This is a genomic window from Lysobacter sp. K5869 (assembly GCF_018847975.1).
GTDB lineage: Bacteria > Pseudomonadota > Gammaproteobacteria > Xanthomonadales > Xanthomonadaceae > Lysobacter.
In genome coordinates this window covers 1,711,930-1,726,818 of sequence record NZ_CP072597.1, presented here as the reverse complement: position 1 = coordinate 1,726,818, position 14,889 = coordinate 1,711,930, and the positions used below count along the sequence as shown (strand labels likewise).

Below are 14,889 nucleotides of genomic sequence, written 5' to 3'. Positions count from 1 at the left end.
ACCAGCCCCCTGTAGGAGCGGCGTAAGCCGCGACCGCGCCACCGCAAACGCCGGCGCAACCGTGGCTGCCTACAACCGATCCAACGCCGTCCGCAACACCGGCACCGTGGTGACATCGTCCACGCCCTTCAACCCCGCCACCCGCTCGCGCACATCCGCCAACTCGCTCGGCGAACGCGTCTCCACCAGCACCATCAGATCGATCTCCCCCGCCACACTGTGCACCAGCCTTACCTGCGGCAACTGCGCCAACGGCGGCACCACATCGTCGCAGCTGAAGCCGTCGGCATAACGCAGCAACAGCCACGCCCGCAGCGGATCGCCGCCGCTGCCGAGCCGCACCGTGTACTGCGCGATCACGCCCGCCGCTTCCAAGCGCTGCAGCCGCTCCTGCACGGTGGTGCGCGACAGGCCGACCGCCTTGGCCAGCGCCACGGTCGACAGACGCGCGTTGTCCTGCAACAGCGCGATCAGCTTGCGGTCGGTTTCGTCGAGAGTCTTCATCCGATGCGTTCCAGCCATGCCGGCGCGGCGCCGGCCGGGACCGTCATTCTGCCGGGTTGAGACCGGCGGCGGCGAGCGCCCACGATGGCGCGTCCCCGCCCGACGCCGCCGCCATGTCCGCCGACGCCTCCGCTTTCGCCGACCTGCCCGCCCCGCCCTGCTACGCGGTGATCTTCTCCTCCCAGCGCAGCGGCGACGACGAAGCCGGCTATGCCCGCGCCTCGGCGCGCATGGTCGAGTTGGTGCGCGAGCAACCCGGCTTCCTAGGCGCCGAATCCGCGCGCGGCGCCGACGGCTTCGGCATCACCGTCGCCTACTTCGACAGCGAGGACGCGATCCGCGGCTGGCGCGAACACGCCGAACACGCCGCCGCGCGCGAACTCGGCCACCGGCGTTGGTACGAACGATTCCAAGTGCGCGTCGCCGTCGTCCACCGCGCGTACGGCGGGCCGCGCGCATCCGTCGCATGACTCACTCCATCGGTATCCAGACCCCTATGACCTCACGCATCGCCCTTCTTCCCATCGACGTGCAACGCGGCTTCGATGTCCCGCCGTGGGGCCGGCGCAACAATCCGCAGATGGAAATCAACGGCCGGCGCTTGCTCGCCGCCTGGCGCGAACGCGGCTGGCCGCTGATCCACGTGCGCCACGATTCGGTGCAGGAAGGCTCGACCCTGCGCCCCGACCATCCGGGCAACGCGTTTCGCGACGGCTTCGAGCCGCGCGCGGACGAAGCGGTGGTGAGCAAATCGGTCAACGCCGCCTTCATCGGCACCGACCTGGACCTGCGCCTGCGCCGGCTCGGCGTCGATACCGTGGTGGTGTTCGGCGTCAGCACCGACATGTGCGTGTCGACGACGGCGCGGGTGGCGAGCAATCTCGGCTACCGCACCGTCGTCGTCGGCGACGCGTGCTTCTGCTTCGATCTCGACGACGGCGCGGGCGGGACGATTGCCGCCGAAGCGATCAGCGCGGCGCACTTGGCGACGTTGCGGGCGGAGTTCGCGCAGGTGTTGGATACATCCGAGTTGCTGGAAAAGATCGACGCACTCTGACGGCCGCTTCTGCTTGCGGGAGGCGCTGGAGCGCCGGAAGCGCAGCAACGAAATCTCTTCGCCGCTCGAACGCCCTCATCCCCTCTCCCACACGCGGGAGAGGGGCTTTATCGTCGACGACGATGCATGCGCATGCGAACGCGCGCACTAAAATTTCCCGCTCGTGAAACGACGAACGGTCTTGCCAGGGTAATTTTCCACGCGTACAGTTCGCGCCCATCTTCCTCTCTTCTTCCGACCGCCTTCTCATGCGCACCGAAATCCACATCGCCAAGCGGCACGCGAAAGGGCTTTACTGCCCCGCGCTGTTTGCGTGCGTGTCGGTGCCGCGCGGTCGCGACGGTAGCCTGCACGCCCCGCACTGATCTTCCATTCCCGGGAAGATCGGTCGCCCCGATCTTCCGAGGAAGCCCGCGCCCTCGGACTCGACCTCCGGGGGCGTTTTCGTTTTGGGCGCCGGCAAAGGATCCGCAGCAAAAAACCGCTTGAAAACAACTCTTTCGCGTACATCCCCGAAGCATCCGAGACGAAGGGGATCAGCCGTCGAGGCGTGAATCACGCTGTGCCCCGGTGCTTCGGCACGGGCGGTGCGTGCGCGAAAGAACCACATGGGCGTTCGCGCCCGAACGAAATGCCGCCCGGAGACGGACGGCAGTTGGCAGCACCCGACGAAGCGCACCGCAACGGCGCCGGCTCCGAGCCGGCCTGGTGCGCGCGGCTGTGCCGTGGCGTATGCCGCGGTGCGTGGAGGGGCTCTGCACCGGGAAGGTAGCTCAGTAGGTTAGAGCAGCGTCGTATGCGCGGGTCGCCGGTTCGAGTCCGGTCCTTCCCTCGGATATAGCTCAGTCGGTTAGAGCGCAGCACAAGATGCTGTTGTCGCGGGTTCGATTCCCGCTATCCACTGTCCTCAAACGACAGTCGTTGAAACCGGAACGAAAGTTCCGACCCGGGATACGCCCCGCGCGGCGTTCCGCTTCGCATCGCCGCCACGGGATGCGCGAGGAAACGACGCAGCGGCGACCGCGCCGGCTTCATGCCCGGCGAGCGATGGCTTCGCGCCGCGCGGCATCGACCACAACGGACGTGGCGATGCCGCCGGCGACGGCGCCACGCCCGCCGCGCATGCGGTCCGCGCCGTCGGCGCCAGGGGCGTTCCCACCCTATTGCGCTACGCCGCGTTCGCGCGGCGAAGCATCGAATACCGCTACGCCGCGCTCGCGCGGCGCGGCATCGCTCTCGCGTCGCCGACGCGACCCACCGCGCCCTCGCGATCACCCGATTCCTCGCGACGGCCCATACCACGGATCGGAACCACCGGAACTTCAAGGAGAAAGCCATGTTCTGGATGAAGAAGGTCGTGGTCGGCGATGCCGAGCGCGTCCTGGTTTACCGCAACCGCCGCATCGAGCGCGTGCTCGGCCCGGGCGTCTACACGCTGTGGGACGTTCGCGACCGCATCGATCTGGCGCACTACGACATCGCCAACAGCGCTTACGCCGGCAACGACAGCGAAGCACTGATCGCCGGCCTCGGCGAGCGCCTGTCCGACTACTTCGTGCTGGCCGACATCGGCAACGACGAAGTCGGCTTGGTGCTGCGCAACGGCCGCTACGCCGAAGTGCTGGCGCCGGGCCTGCGCCGCCTGTACTGGAAGGGCTTGGCGCGGATCGAAGTGCGTACGCTGAAGCTGAGCCCGGGTCTGGCGATCGAGCGCGAGGTCGCCGACGGCTTGCGTCAGATCGCTCAGATCGACCGCGTCGCCGCCAGCGGCGTCGTGCCGACCGAGTCGGCCGGCTTGCTGTTCGTCGACGGCACCTTCGTGCGCACCCTGGCGCCGGGCGCGTATGCGTTCTGGAACCTGCGCAAGAACGTGACGGTGGAAACCGTGGAGCTGCGCGTGCAGGCGGTGGAAGTCTCGGGCCAGGAACTGCTGACCCGCGACAAGGTCACCCTGCGCGTCAACCTCGCCGCCAGCGTGCGCGTCGCCGATCCGGTCGCCGCGCGCACCCGGGTCTCGCGCTACAACGAACAGATCTATCGCGAACTGCAATACGGCCTGCGCAAGGCGGTCTCGTCCAAGACTTTGGACGAACTGCTCGGCGACAAGGCCTCGCTGGACGCGGACATCCTCGCCAGCGCGCGCGAGGCCTGCATGCCGATCGGCGTGGAGGTGCTCGGCGTCGGCGTCAAGGACGTGATCCTGCCGGGCGAGATGAAGGAGATCCTCAACGCCGTGGTTCAGGCGGAGAAGAGCGCGCAAGCCAACGTGATCCGCCGCCGCGAGGAAGCCAACGCGACCCGTAGCTTGCTCAACACCGCCAAGCTGATCGAGGACAGTCCGGTGCTGATGCGCCTGAAGGAACTCGAGGCCTTGGAAAAAATCACCGAAAAGATCGACAAGTTGACCGTCTTCGGCGGTCTGGAGGGAGTCATGCAACAGCTCGTCAGCCTCAAGGGCCGCGACTGAAACGCAGGACCGGGCGGCCTCGCGCCGCCCGGGTTCCGATAGCGCGACAGCTCACGGCAGACGCGAACGCCGCCCTTCGCGGGGCGGCGAATGGACGCGCGCGCGGCGCAATAGCCGGCGCGCGGCCGACTATCGGATACGAAATCCTTTATGCGAAACGATATGTACAAAGTGATCGTCGAACGTCCGCGCCGCGGCGGCGGCTGGGCCAGGCCGGGACGCGAAGCGCGCGATCCCGACGAACGCCCCGCCCGCGAAGGCATGCGCGACCGCCTCCGCGGCGGCCGCAAGTGGCTCAACGAAAACCTGCGTCCGCTGGAACGCTGGCTGGAACGTCAGGTCGGCCGCCCCTGGGACGCGGTCTATTCCGAGCTGTGCCGGCACGTGGACCGACGCAACACCGTGCAACAACACATCCACCAACACCTCAACGATTTCGTCGAGACCGACGTGCACTGTCGCGAGGGTGGGTTCTACGTCCTGCGCTACTGGCGCGGCATGATCGCGCTGGCCGATAGCCCTTGCGATCTTTACGTGGACCCGCGCAACGGCTGTCTGATGCGCAACGACGCGGCGTTCGCCGAACGCGCGCGGCGGCGCCGCGAGCACCGGCTCGCCGTGCACGCGCGCAACGCGGGCTGGCGCGAGGGCGTGCGGGTGATCGACGAGTATGTGCAGCTGCACCGCTTCGACGGCATCTGGTATCGGCTGGAACTCGCGCCGGTGCCGCCGCCGCGACGCTCCAAGCGCAAGCCCGATGCGTTGGTTCCGACACGCGCGTTCGATGCGGTGATGCACGCGCAGGTCGGTTCTTGCGAGGGCAAGCGTTGCGGCTTGTACGGCCGTTGCGGCGTGTACGCGCTGCGTAAGCGCCAGTTGGGTCAAACCGAACTGGCCGCGCACGGCCTGCGCAACGGCGAGGAGCCCGATCCGTTCGTGCCCGGCGCCCGCAGGCCCCGCGTGCCCAAGCGCGGCCGCATCGGCCCACATTGATAAGGAACACCGAACCATGAGTACTTCAAGCTACGAACTGCTCCACGCCGACGAAGGCGTGGCCCCGGTCAAGGCCTGGATCCGCGGGGTGCCGGTCGACGAAAGCGCGCGGCGTCAGCTGCGTCACATCGCCGCCCTGCCCCACGTCGGTCCCTGGGTCGCGGCCATGCCCGACGTGCACCTGGGCAAGGGCGCGACCGTCGGTTCGGTCGTGCCCACCCGCGGCGCGATCATCCCGGCCGCGGTCGGCGTCGACATCGGCTGCGGCATGGCCGCGGTGCGCACCACGCTGCGCGCCAGCGATCTGCCGGACCACCTCGGCAAGCTGCGCTCGGCGATCGAGCACTGCGTGCCGGTCGGCAACGGCCGCGGCGGCGAACACCGGCGCCTGCCCGACAGCCACGCCACCCGTCTGGCCAAGTCCGGATTGACGGCGCGGCTCGACGCGATCCACGCCAAACACCGCAAGCTGCGCACCGACAAGCTCGACAAGCAGATCGGCACCCTCGGCGGCGGCAACCACTTCATCGAGATCTGTCTCGACGAAGCCGGCGCGGTGTGGGTGATGCTGCATTCGGGCTCGCGCGGCACCGGCAACCTGATCGGCAGCTACTTCATCGAACTGGCGCGGCTCAAGTTGGAAAAGCGCACGCTCGGCTTCCATCTGCCGGACAAGGATCTGGCCTTCCTGCTGGAGGGCGAGCCCTTGTTCGACGACTACGTCGAAGCGGTCGGCTGGGCCCAGGACTACGCCCGCCACAACCGCGAGGCGATGATGGAGCGCACGCTGCACGCGATGCGCATCCAATTGCCGAAGTTCAAGCTCGACAAGACCGCGGTCAACTGCCACCACAACTACGTGCAGCGCGAGGAACATTTCGGCGAATCGTTGTGGGTCACCCGCAAGGGCGCGGTCAGCGCGCGCGAGGGCGAGCTCGGCATCATCCCCGGCAGCATGGGCGCGCGCAGCTACATCGTGCGCGGCAAGGGCAACGCCGACAGCTTCCACAGCTGCAGCCACGGCGCGGGCCGGGTGATGAGCCGGGCCGAGGCGCGCCGCAGCATCACGCTGAAGGAGCACCGCGAGGCGACCGCGCACGTGGAATGCCGCAAGGACGCGGCGGTCATCGACGAATCGCCGGCGGCGTACAAGCCGATCGAGGCGGTGATGGCGGCGCAGTCGGATCTGGTCGAGGTGGTGCACACCCTGCGCCAGGTCGTCTGCATCAAGGGTTGAACGCCGCAGGGCGTTGTTTCGGCGCCGTCCGCGAGGACGGCGCTTTTTTTGGCCGAGGCTCAGTCGGCCAGCACCAATCGCCACGCGCCTTCGACATCGCCTTCGACCTGCGACCACGGCACCCGCTCGGCGCCGCGCAGCCGGTCCCAGCCGCGCGCGAGTTCGTCGCGGATATCGTCCCAATGGCGCTCGCCGTGATGCAGCCGCGCGCCCAAGCCATAGGTGATGGCGAGCTCGCGGGTACGATGGGAGACCGAAGCGGAAATCGAAGCGGCGGATGCGGCGGCCGACGGAGCGTCGGCTCCGCGGGCCTCGTCGGCGATGAACGAACTGAGCCAGTCGACGTTGCGTAGCGGCATGAACGAATCCGTTGGCATTCCTTTTGCATCGCGACGATAACGTTTTTTCCTGCGTCGGGAATCGATAAAAGTCCGGAATGCACGCGCAAACCGCGAGCTTTGTCGCAAACGCGAATCGGGGTTCGAAAGCGTTCGCTCGTCGGCAGTGAAGACGCGACGTCGTTCGCGTATACGAAACCGGCTCGCTACTGAACGCGCGTGACGGCATTCACAGCCAGGTCGCGAACGACAAATCCCCACCGGCGCGTCCTTGCGCCGGCCGGACAGGCAGGCGCCCGCCGAGTCCGCTATCGGGCGGAATGGGTCGAGAAAGCCGTCGGAGGTCGCGCGATCACGCGCGCGCGGGCTGCGCGCGACGCCGCCACTGCCACTTGAGATTCACCCCGAGGGTGCCGAGCACGATCAGCGCCACGCCGAGGCTCTGCACCGGCGCCAGGGTGTGGCCGTAGATCGCGTAATCCAGCAGCAGCGCGACCACCGGATAGATGAAGGCCAGCACGGCGATGGTCGCCACCTGCAGGCGCGGATACGACGAGTAGAACAGCACGTAGCACACGCCGCTGTGGATCAGGCCCAGGCCCGCGAGCCAGAACCAGTGCGCGCCGGGCACCATGACCTTGGCGTAGTCGGCGAACGGCGCGAGCATGGCCACGCCGACCAGACACTGGATCAGCACCACGGCGAACGGCCGCTCGCGGCTGATCCGCCGCGACAGCAGCAGCGAGGCGCCGCACAGCACCGCGGCGACGAAGGTCAAACCCACGCCGATCAGATAGCCGCTGTCGGCGCTGCCGAGCAACTTGATCGGATCGGCCGAGCACAGCACGCCGAGGAAGGCGATCGCGGTCCAGCCGATGTCGGCGGCGCGGGTGCGTTCGCCGTAGAACAGCGCGGCCAGTCCCAGCACCACGAACGGGAAGAAGTGGTAGACCATCGTCGCCACGCCGATCGACGAGCGCGCCATGCCGGCGAACAGCGCGACCCAGTTCAGCACCAGCAGCACGCCGCTGAAGATCGCCGAGCGGATCAGCGCGCGCTCGCCGAGCAAGCCGCGGAACAGCCCGCGCGCCCAGCCCCAGGCCAGCAGGAACACGACGCCGAACACGCAGCGGAACAAGACCGCGGTGATCGCGTCCTGACCGCTTTCGTGGACGAACACGCCGACCGAGCCGATCAGCAGTTCGGCGATCAGCAGTTGGATCAGCGCCGGGCGGGAGTCGGCGGCGACGGGGGCGTTGGCGGCGATGCTCATGGGGGAGGGAGCGCGCGGCGTGGGGATGGGAGGCTCAGGGTAGGATCGGGCGGCGGACCGATACAGATTCAGTTAGGATGAATTTCGACAGGTACAGATCGGGACGCTCGTCTCCCGCTCCGGCTTGTGGGATTCGCGATGACTCAGGATCTGCTCTACGAACGCCTCGCCGAACGCATGCGCCGCCAGATCCAGCGCGGCGTGCTGCGCGCGGGCGAACGCCTGCCCTCGCTGCGCCGGCTCGGCCGCGATCAGCGCATCAGCCTCGCCACCGCGGTGGAGGCGTATCAGCAGCTCGAACGCGAAGGGCTGATCGAAGCGCGCCCGCGCTCGGGCTACTACGTGCGAGCCGCGCCCGCGGCGGCGCCGCGCAGCCATCGCGCGCGCCACCTCGCGCGCGCGCCGACGCCGATGCGCAATCCCGCCCTGCTCGGCGTGCTCGACGTGCAATCGCGCCGCGATCTCGTGCCGCTGCACGCCGCCACGCCCGCCGCCTCGCTGCTGCCCAGCGCCGCGCTGGCCGCGTCGGTGACGCGCGCGATGCGCCGCGATCCCGCCCTCGCACTCGGCTACACCGTGCCGCAAGGGCTGCCGGCGCTGCGCGAGCGCATCGCCCAGCGCTACGCGCAATGCGGGGTGGAGATCGATCCCGACGAAGTGATCGTCACCGCCGGCGCGATGGAAGCGATCAGCCTGACCCTGCGCACGCTGACCCAGCCCGGCGACATCGTGATTCTGGAAACGCCGACGTATCACGGCCTGCTGCAGGCGGTGGCCGCGCAAGGCCTGCGCGTGCTGGAAATCCCCAACCATCCGGGCCGCGGCCTCGACCCGTCGCAGTTGCGCGAACTGCTCGAACGCCACGCCGTGCGCGCGGCGCTGTTGGTGCCGAACTTCAACAACCCGCTCGGCAGCCTGACCTCGGAAGCGGCCAAGCGCGAGATCGTCGCCGCCTGCGCGGCGCACGGCACGGTGTTGATCGAGGACGATCTTTACGGCGAGCTCGCCTACTCCGGCGAACGCCCCTCGCCGCTGCGCCGTTACGACGACGGCGAGCACGTGATCACCTGCGGCTCGTACTCGAAGATCCTCGCGCCCGGCCTGCGCGTGGGCTGGATGATCGGCGGCCGACGGCGTTCGGAACTGCTGCGCACCAAGAGCTTTTCCACGGTCGCCACCGCGACCTTGCCGCAACTGGCGCTGATCGATTTCCTCGCCCGCCACGACATCGAGCGCGGCCTGCGCCGGTTGCGCCGCGCCTTGGCCGGCAACGCGCAGGCGTATCGGCAGGCCTTGCTGGATTACTGGCCCGACGGCATCGCCGTGGCCGAGCCGGCCGGCGGGATGACGCTGTGGATCGAACTGCCGGAAGCGCTGGACGGGCAAGCGCTGTTCGAGGCGGCGCTGACGCGCGGCATCGGCATCTTGCCCGGGCATTTGTTTTCCAATCGCGGCGATTTCACCCACCACGTGCGGCTGAGTTGCGGGCTGCCGTGGGATCGGAAGATGGAGGCGGCGTTGAAGACGTTGGGAGAGTTGGCGAAACAACTGCTGCGTTAGCTTCGCAGCATCCCTGTAGGAGCGGCGCGAGCCGCGACCGCGACATCGCGCTTACGGCGTAGATGCGGTTTCGCGGTCGCGGCTCGCGCCGCTCCTACAGGGGGATACCCGCATTCGTCGCGGCTGAAACGAAACGGGCCGCGATCTCGCGATCGCGGCCCGCTGCGTACGTCTTTAAGGCCTCAAGCCTCGGCCGCCAGCAAACTCGGCAGAAACTGACTCAACGCCGTGCGCACCTGCTCGACGGTGAGATCGGGCTGGCAGATCGCGCGCATCGCCAAGCCTTCGATCAACGATTGCAGGATCAACACGCGCGTGGCGACCTGATCCTTGGCCACGCCCAAACCGCCTTCCGCGCCGCTGCGCACGAACCACGAGGTCAGATCGGCGCGAAACACCCGATCCGACGCGTGGGTGGCCGCGGCGATTTCGGGATCGCGCGTGGCCTCCGCGGTCAGTTCGAGAAACAAAGCCGCGTTGGTGATGCTCGGATCGTTCGCTTGCCACTGCTGGAACACTTCGGCGATGCCGCCGACCAAGTCGCTGCTCGAATGCAGCTTGGCCACATCGGCCCTGGCCTCTTCGAGCTGGCGCTCGATGATGGCCAGGATGAGGTCGTTCTTGCCCTTGAAGTAGCGGTAGATCAGGCCGGCGCTCATGCCGGCCGTCTCGGCGATGTTGGCCATGCTGGCGGCGTGGAAGCCGTGCACGACGAAACATTGCTGCGCCGCCACCAGGATGCGCTCGCGCTGCGCCTGCGCCCGGGCGACGGCCTTGGCGGTGGGCTTGGCGGTCGGGTTGCCCGGGGTGCTCATTGGCTGCGCTCGTTCCAGCCACCTCCGAGCACTTTGTAGAGCGTGACGCGGTTGGTCTGCTCGGCCAGGCGCGTGCTCACCAACCCTTGCTGCGCGCCGTACAGCGTGCGCTGCGCGTCGAGCTGGTTGAGGTAGCTGTCGCGGCCGGCCTTGTAGCGCGCGGTCGACAACTGCTCGGCGCGCGCGGCCGCTTCGACCAGCGATTCCTGCGCCTGACGCTGTTCGGCCAGGGTCTTGGTCAGCGCCAGCGAATCGGACACGTCGCGGAAGCCGGCCTGAATCGCCTTCTCGTACTGCGCCAGCGCGATCTTCTGATCGGCCTTGGCCGAGGCCAGACCCGCGCGCAGCTTGCCGCCCTGGAAGATCGGGATGTTCAGCACCGGGGTGACCGACCACAAGCGGGTGTTGCTGTCGAACAAGCCCGACAGTTCGTTGCTGGCGCTGCCGAAGAAGCCGGTCAGGCTGATCGACGGGAAGAACGCGGCGCGCGCGGCGCCGATGTTGGCGTTCTGCGCGCGCAGCAGGTGTTCGGCCTGCAGCACGTCCGGACGGCGCAGCAGCACTTCCGAAGGCAGGCTCGACGGCAGCGCCGCCAAGCCGGTGACGCCGGAGGTGAGCTTGCTCGGCAGCAGCGCCGGATCGACCTGTTCGCCGACCAGCAGATTCAGGGCGTTGGTGTCCCGCGCGACCTGCCCGGCGTAGCGCGCCGCATCGGCGCGCGCTTGCTCGACCTGGGTGCGGGCCTGACTCAGTTCCAGCCCCGACACGGCGCCGAGTTCGCGCCGCTTCGCGGTGAGGTCGTAGGCCGACTGCTGGTTCTTCAGCGTGGCTTCCGACACCGACAGCAGTTCGCGGTCCGCCGCCAAAGTCAGATAGGCGTTGGCGACTTCGGCGATCAGGCTCAACTGCGCGGCGCGGCGCGCTTCCTCTTCGGCGAAGTAACGCTGCAGCGCCGATTGGCTGAGGCTGCGCACGCGGCCGAACAGGTCGAGCTCGAAGTTGGCGATGGAGGCGCCGGCGCGGTACTCGTCGGTGATCTGGTCCGGCGTGTCGGTACCGGTGCGCTGCAGTTGCGCGGTGGCGCTCAGCGACGGCAGCCGGTCGGCGCGCTGGATGCGGTACTGCGCGCGCGCCTTCTCGACGTTGAGCACGGCCACGCGCAGGTCGCGGTTGTTGTCCAGCGCGCGGCCGATCAGCTGCTCCAGGTTCGGATCGGCGAAGAAATCGCGCCAGCCGATGTCGGCCACCGCCGCGCCGCCGCCCGCGGGCGCCTCTTGCGAGGCGCCCGGGTCGGAGGTCAGCGGTTGCGCGCCGACGAAGGACTGCGTGGTCGGCGGCAGCGGCCACTGCGCCGGGATGCCGGACTGCTGCTCCGGCAGCTTCGGCGCGAGGCTGACGCAACCGGTGGCCGCCACCGCGATCGCCAGCGCCAGGGCGTGGATCGAAAACTTACTCATGGCTCTGCGCTCCTTGGGCGCTGTGCTCAGCGGGCGCGTGTTTCTTGCGGACGAAGATCTTCTCGACCACGACGAAGAACAGCGGGACGAAGAAGATGCCCAGGAACGTGCCCACGACCATGCCGCCGAGCACGCCGGTGCCGATCGCGCGCTGCGCGCCGGAACCCGCGCCCGAGGCCAGGGCCAGCGGCAACACGCCGAGGCCGAACGCCAGCGAGGTCATGATGATCGGGCGCAGGCGGTCGCGAACCGCGGCCAGCGTGCCCGAGATCAGGTCCATGCCCTTTTCGAGGTTCTCCTTGGCGAACTCCACGATCAGGATCGCGTTCTTGCTCGACAGGCCCACCGTGGTCAGCATCGCCACCTGGAAGTACACGTCGCGCTCCATGCCGCGCAGCCACGTCGCCAGCACGGTGCCGAGGATGCCCATCGGCGCGATCAGCAGCACCGAGGTCGGGATCGCCCAGCTTTCGTACATCGCCGCCAAGCACAGGAACACGATCAGCAGCGACAGCGTGTACAGCAGCGGCGTCTGCGCGCCGGCCTGACGTTCCTGGAACGACAGACCGGTCCACTCCAGGCCGATGCCCGGCGGCAACTGCGCCACCAGCTTCTCGACCTCGGCCATGGCCTGGCCCGAGCTCACGCCCGGCTTGGCCTCGCCGTTGATTTCCAGCGCGGACACGCCGTTGTAGCGCTCAAGACGCGGCGAACCGTATTCCCAACGGGTGGTGGCGAACGCCGAGAACGGCACCATCTCGCCCTTGTCGTTGCGCACGTACCAGCGGTTGAAGTCGCTGGGCACCATGCGGAACGGCGCGTCGGCCTGCACGTAGACGCGCTTGACCCGGCCGCGGTCGACGAAGTCGTCGATGTACTGGCCGCCCCACGCCGCCTGCAAGGTCGCGTTGACGTCGGCGATGTTCAGGCCCAACGCGGCGGCCTTCTGGTTGTCGACGTCGACGCGGAACTGCGGGGTGTCTTCCATGCCGTTCGGACGCACGTTCTGCAGCAGCGGGCTTTTCGCGGCCATGCCGAGGAACTGGTTGCGCGCGTTCACCAGCGCGTCGTGGCCGAGCGCGCCGTTGTCCTTCATGTAGAACACGAAGCCGTTGGAGTTGCCGAGTTCGAACACCGCCGGCGGCGCCAGCGCGAACACGAACGCGTCCTTGATCTGCATGAAGTTGCCCATCGCCCGGCCGACCACGCCGTTGACGCTGTTGTCGGGCGCCGGGTTCTTGCCGAAGCTCAGCCACGACTTGAACCGGTCGCCCCAACTGGTGGCGCGCTCTTCCCACGGCTTGAGCTGCGAGAACGCCATGCCCGCGTTCTGGCCGTTGCCGGCGAAGCTGAAGCCCTGCACGGTGAACAGCGAATCCACGGCCGGGTCGTTGAGGAACTGCTCCTCGACCTTCTTCAGCACCTCGCCGGTGCGTTCCTGAGTCGCGCCGACCGGAGCCTGCACGATGGTGAACAAGAAGCCCTGGTCTTCCTGCGGCAGGAACGAGGACGGCAGGCGGAAGAACATCACGCCCATCAGCACCGCCATCGCCGCGAACACGACCATGAAGCGGCCGGCGCGGGTCACGATGCCGCGCACCACGCCTTGGTACTTCAGGTTGCTGCGGTCGAACTTGTCGTTGAACCAGCCGAAGAAGCCCTTGTCGGACGCGTGGTGGCCCTTCTCGATCTGCTTGAGCATGGTCGCGCACAGCGCCGGGGTCAGCACGATCGCGACCAGCACCGACAAGCCCATGGCCGACACGATGGTCACCGAGAACTGACGGTAGATCACGCCGGTGGCGCCGCCGAGGAAGGCCATCGGCACGAACACCGCCGACAGCACCAGGCCGATGCCGATCAAGGCGCCGGTGATCTGGTCCATCGACTTGCGCGTGGCTTCCTTGGGCGAGAGGCCTTCCTCGCTCATCACGCGTTCGACGTTCTCGACCACGACGATGGCGTCGTCCACCAGCAGGCCGATCGCCAGCACCACGGCGAACATCGTCAGCATGTTGACCGAGTAGCCGAACAGCGCCAGCAGGCCGAACGTGCCCAGCAACACCACCGGCACCGCGATCGTCGGGATCAGGGTGGCGCGGAAGTTCTGCAGGAACAGGTACATGACCAGGAACACCAGCACGATCGCTTCGAGCAGGGTCTTGACCACTTCATGGATCGCCACGCGCACGAACGGCGTGGTGTCGAACGGCGTCACCGCCTTCAGGCCCTTCGGGAACGAGGGCTTGAGCTGTTCGAGTTCGGCCTGGATCGCCTGCGCGGTCGCCAGCGCGTTGGCGCCGGTGGCCAGCGAGATCGCGATGCCGGTGGCCGGCTTGCCGTTGAAGCGGGCGATGGTGCTGTAGTCCTCCTGGCCCAGTTCCACGCGGGCCACGTCGGACAGCTTCAGCACCGCGCCGGAGCTGTTGGCGCGCACCACGATGTTCTTGAACTGCTCGGCCGTCTGCAGGCGGTCCTGCGCGGTGATGGTGGCGTTGAGCTGCTGGCCCTTCACCGACGGGGTGCCGCCGAGCTGGCCGACCGCGACCTGGGCGTTCTGCGCGCGCAGGGCGTTGATGACGTCGGTCGGGGTCAGCTTGTAGGTGTTGAGCTTGTCCGGGTCGAGCCAGATGCGCATCGCGTACTTGGTGCCGAACAGCTGGGTGCTGCCGACGCCGTTGACGCGGGCGAGCGGGTCGACCAGGTTGGCGGCCACGTAGTCGGCGATGTCCGCGCCGTTCATGCTGCCGTCCTCGGACACGAAGCCGATGACGAGCAAGAACGACGAGTTCGCCTTGGACACGCTCACGCCCTGCTGCTGCACGATCTGCGGCAGCAACGGGGTGGCCAGCTGCAGTTTGTTCTGCACCTGCACCTGGGCGATGTCCGGATCGGTGCCGCTTTCGAAGGTCAAGGTGACGCCGGACTGGCCGTCGGACGAGCTGGTCGCCGACATGTACATCAGGCCGTCGATGCCCTTCATGTTCTGCTCGATGATCTGGGTCACCGAGTTTTCGACGGCCTTAGCCGAGGCGCCCGGGTAGGACGCGTTCACCGACACCGTGGGCGGCGCGATGGTGGGGTACTGCGAGATGGGCAATCTGGTGATCGCGATCGCGCCGCCAAGCATGATGATGATCGCCAGGACCCAGGCAAAGATCGGGCGATCGATGAAGAACCGTGCCATG

At 68.0% G+C, this 14,889-nt stretch carries 12 protein-coding genes and 2 tRNA genes; 8 read left to right on the top strand and 6 right to left on the bottom strand.

The features are described from left to right. Positions 1-69: 69 nt before the first annotated feature. On the bottom strand, positions 70-504 hold the full coding sequence (locus J5226_RS07335; RefSeq protein ID WP_215839180.1) for an Lrp/AsnC family transcriptional regulator: 435 nt from the start codon (positions 502-504) through the stop codon (positions 70-72). Positions 505-617: 113 nt separating this feature from the next. On the opposite strand from J5226_RS07335, the gene J5226_RS07330 reads away from it, so the two are divergent. The 7 genes from J5226_RS07330 (at position 618) to J5226_RS07300 (ending at position 6,258) form a co-directional block, all read left to right on the top strand. After that, entirely contained in the window at positions 618-974 is a 357-nt protein-coding gene (locus J5226_RS07330; protein WP_215839179.1) for an antibiotic biosynthesis monooxygenase, read from the top strand. A gap of 26 nt (positions 975-1,000) precedes the next feature. Then, the gene (locus J5226_RS07325) at positions 1,001-1,561 is read left to right on the top strand and encodes a cysteine hydrolase family protein (RefSeq protein WP_215839178.1); all 561 of its coding nucleotides are present in this window, start codon (positions 1,001-1,003) and stop codon (positions 1,559-1,561) included. 762 nt (positions 1,562-2,323) lie between these two features. Beyond that, positions 2,324-2,393, top strand: a tRNA-OTHER gene (locus J5226_RS07320). Between the two features lies 1 nt (position 2,394). Continuing rightward, positions 2,395-2,462: transfer RNA gene (locus J5226_RS07315), tRNA-Leu, on the top strand. Between the two features lie 435 nt (positions 2,463-2,897). Continuing rightward, entirely contained in the window at positions 2,898-4,028 is a 1,131-nt protein-coding gene (locus J5226_RS07310) for a slipin family protein (RefSeq protein WP_215839177.1), read from the top strand. Between the two features lie 150 nt (positions 4,029-4,178). Then, positions 4,179-5,021, top strand: a complete 843-nt coding sequence (locus J5226_RS07305; RefSeq protein ID WP_215839176.1) for a hypothetical protein — start codon at positions 4,179-4,181, stop codon at positions 5,019-5,021. Between the two features lie 16 nt (positions 5,022-5,037). Further along, positions 5,038-6,258, top strand: a complete 1,221-nt coding sequence (locus tag J5226_RS07300) for an RtcB family protein (protein ID WP_215839175.1) — start codon at positions 5,038-5,040, stop codon at positions 6,256-6,258. A 59-nt stretch (positions 6,259-6,317) separates the two neighbouring features. Here J5226_RS07300 and J5226_RS07295 read toward each other — a convergent pair whose 3' ends face one another. Both J5226_RS07295 and J5226_RS07290 read right to left on the bottom strand, forming a co-directional pair. After that, positions 6,318-6,617, bottom strand: a complete 300-nt coding sequence (locus tag J5226_RS07295) for a hypothetical protein (protein WP_215839174.1) — start codon at positions 6,615-6,617, stop codon at positions 6,318-6,320. Positions 6,618-6,948: 331 nt separating this feature from the next. After that, positions 6,949-7,869 carry a DMT family transporter gene (locus J5226_RS07290; RefSeq protein WP_215839173.1) on the bottom strand — a complete coding sequence of 307 codons (921 nt, stop codon included), beginning with the start codon at positions 7,867-7,869 and terminating at the stop codon, positions 6,949-6,951. Positions 7,870-8,007: 138 nt separating this feature from the next. Here J5226_RS07290 and J5226_RS07285 point away from each other — a divergent pair, with 138 nt between their 5' ends. Continuing rightward, the gene (locus J5226_RS07285) at positions 8,008-9,429 is read left to right on the top strand and encodes a PLP-dependent aminotransferase family protein (RefSeq protein ID WP_215839172.1); all 1,422 of its coding nucleotides are present in this window, start codon (positions 8,008-8,010) and stop codon (positions 9,427-9,429) included. 182 nt (positions 9,430-9,611) lie between these two features. On the opposite strand, the gene J5226_RS07280 is transcribed toward J5226_RS07285, so the two are convergent. The 3 genes from J5226_RS07280 to J5226_RS07270 are packed head-to-tail and all read right to left on the bottom strand — an operon-like array spanning position 9,612 to position 14,888. After that, positions 9,612-10,244 carry a TetR/AcrR family transcriptional regulator gene (locus tag J5226_RS07280; protein WP_215839171.1) on the bottom strand — a complete coding sequence of 211 codons (633 nt, stop codon included), beginning with the start codon at positions 10,242-10,244 and terminating at the stop codon, positions 9,612-9,614. Next, the gene (locus J5226_RS07275) at positions 10,241-11,701 is read right to left on the bottom strand and encodes an efflux transporter outer membrane subunit (RefSeq protein ID WP_215839170.1); all 1,461 of its coding nucleotides are present in this window, start codon (positions 11,699-11,701) and stop codon (positions 10,241-10,243) included. Before J5226_RS07275 ends, J5226_RS07280 begins: the two co-directional genes overlap by 4 nt. Further along, complete coding sequence (locus tag J5226_RS07270; protein ID WP_215839169.1) at positions 11,694-14,888, bottom strand: efflux RND transporter permease subunit; 3,195 nt, start codon at positions 14,886-14,888, stop codon at positions 11,694-11,696. The genes J5226_RS07275 and J5226_RS07270 overlap by 8 nt, the downstream gene beginning before the upstream one ends. Position 14,889 lies beyond the last annotated feature (1 nt).

Excerpts from the sequence above, each read along its gene's own strand:
- J5226_RS07270 (WP_215839169.1), bottom strand. The coding sequence starts at position 14,888 with ATGGCACGGTTCTTCATCGATCGCCCGATCTTTGCCTGGGTCCTGGCG.
- J5226_RS07280 (WP_215839171.1), bottom strand. The coding sequence starts at position 10,244 with ATGAGCACCCCGGGCAACCCGACCGCCAAGCCCACCGCCAAGGCCGTC.
- J5226_RS07335 (WP_215839180.1), bottom strand. The coding sequence starts at position 504 with ATGAAGACTCTCGACGAAACCGACCGCAAGCTGATCGCGCTGTTGCAG.
- J5226_RS07290 (WP_215839173.1), bottom strand. The coding sequence starts at position 7,869 with ATGAGCATCGCCGCCAACGCCCCCGTCGCCGCCGACTCCCGCCCGGCG.
- J5226_RS07310 (WP_215839177.1), top strand. The coding sequence starts at position 2,898 with ATGTTCTGGATGAAGAAGGTCGTGGTCGGCGATGCCGAGCGCGTCCTG.
- J5226_RS07275 (WP_215839170.1), bottom strand. The coding sequence starts at position 11,701 with ATGAGTAAGTTTTCGATCCACGCCCTGGCGCTGGCGATCGCGGTGGCG.
- J5226_RS07285 (WP_215839172.1), top strand. The coding sequence starts at position 8,008 with ATGACTCAGGATCTGCTCTACGAACGCCTCGCCGAACGCATGCGCCGC.
- J5226_RS07325 (WP_215839178.1), top strand. The coding sequence starts at position 1,001 with ATGACCTCACGCATCGCCCTTCTTCCCATCGACGTGCAACGCGGCTTC.
- J5226_RS07295 (WP_215839174.1), bottom strand. The coding sequence starts at position 6,617 with ATGCCGCTACGCAACGTCGACTGGCTCAGTTCGTTCATCGCCGACGAG.
- J5226_RS07330 (WP_215839179.1), top strand. The coding sequence starts at position 618 with ATGTCCGCCGACGCCTCCGCTTTCGCCGACCTGCCCGCCCCGCCCTGC.
- J5226_RS07305 (WP_215839176.1), top strand. The coding sequence starts at position 4,179 with ATGCGAAACGATATGTACAAAGTGATCGTCGAACGTCCGCGCCGCGGC.
- J5226_RS07300 (WP_215839175.1), top strand. The coding sequence starts at position 5,038 with ATGAGTACTTCAAGCTACGAACTGCTCCACGCCGACGAAGGCGTGGCC.